Consider the following 1618-nt stretch of genomic DNA (forward strand, 5'->3'; position numbering starts at 1 on the left):
CCTACATTCCCGGGTTACTGTAACGAGGTTGGAGGCGTAACCCCCACTTTTTTGTAGAGATCGATCTGTCGCTGTGTGACCTCGCCTATGCGCAGTTTGAAGCCGGGTTGATGATAACATTCAATAATATCGAATTCGTCAAACAAATCCTGAAGAGTATGTTTTTTTATTAAATCGTTGTCCTGCATCTTTTTTTTCATGTAGGAAAGAAAAATTAGGGCGATAAACTGCACAAACAGCTTTCCATCAAGACTAGCATCCGAAGACACCAGCATGCGACGCATATTCAGCCGTTCCTTTAGATTTCCAAATGCCTTTTCTACTAGGTCTTTGTTGCGGTAGGTTTCTAAAGCTGTAATTGGATCCTTGATTTCATTGCTGATGAGGGCAAAATATCCATAATTCCGTTTTGTTTCATCAATAACCTTTTGCTTAGCAATTACTTTAATGCCTCGAACCGGTGTTGAGGAAATGTCAAAGTATTTTATGTATAGCTTTTCATGCTCAGGCCGTCTTTTATTGGTTACTAGTTCTTCCTGCAAATTAATCAGCTTGGTGTTGAACTCTTTCTCATCTTCCAGAGCTTTTTCGCTGTTGAAGTACAGGTGTAGATACATGCGCCGTTCTCCTGCCAGGGTGTCTCCTTTATAAGGCCTTTCTTGAGAATAGGACCATTTGATACTTTGAGTAAAGGCGTATAGTTCATGTTTCTGACTGTAATTAGTCCAGGTCCTGAGGTCACTACGTACTTTATCGAGCTCGTTCTTTACAAATTTCAGAGATAATCTCGCTCCCATGAGGAACTTAAGATGATTTTGGAATAATGCATTGATATTCTTTTCGCTGTAGAACCCACGGTCCATTACAAGTTTTATTTTCTTATATTCGAGAAAGTCCATGTCTGCAATGAGGTTCTTAATGGTCTTGACATCGGCAATATTACCTGGCAGTTTGCGATAATAAAACGGAAGATTAGACTCCTCTCCAAAGAGTAGCGCCAGATTGATCTGAGGAAGATAGTCGCCCTCTTTGTTGTGGCCATAACGCACTTGCTTGAGTCCTTTTGAATAACTGGATATTGAGGTCGTATCATAGGCCCAATACTCTTTTTCTGTACGCCGCTTGCCTTGAAGGCAAAAGAACTGATAGCGCTCATCTTCACTAATGGAAGCAAACAATTCACTGCTTCTCTGAGAGGTAATATTATTATTGTAAGGATGTTTGTGAAGAGATGACCACTTTGGAAAGCGCCTCAGCGGACTCCTGTCTTCTAGGATAAGATAGTAGGCCATCGACAGAATCTGTTTATATCTATCTGGGAAGCATCGTTTTAAATCTTCTGTAATGCCGAGCTTCTCACCAATCTCATCCAAAAGATAGGTAGCACCGTAAAAGCTACGTTTTACGTGCTTTGCAGGAACTGGACCTGGATTTTTAGTTGTTTCTGCTTCTTTGACTTTCTTCTTTCTTGTGGGAACGATGTCACCGGTAGCTGGATCTACTTTTCCAATAAGCTTGCGCTTGGCTCGGGACTGCTGTTTCTCTTTGTCCCAATACGAAACAGATTCATAGACGTATGTAATGCCGGTTCTCTTATCTGTCTGACGAATAATTGCAG

1 protein-coding gene is annotated in these 1618 nt (G+C 41.2%); it reads right to left on the reverse strand.

What is annotated here, in order from left to right; all coding sequences use genetic code 11:
- Positions 1 to 14: 14 nt before the first annotated feature.
- The coding region (locus tag GGQ84_RS15450) for an IS1634 family transposase (RefSeq protein ID WP_429163715.1) at positions 15 to 1618 on the reverse strand (1604 nt) is incomplete at its 5' end.

The sequence above is a fragment of the Desulfitispora alkaliphila genome (assembly GCF_050433185.1).
Taxonomy (GTDB): Bacteria; Bacillota; Desulfitisporia; order Desulfitisporales; family Desulfitisporaceae; genus Desulfitispora; species Desulfitispora alkaliphila.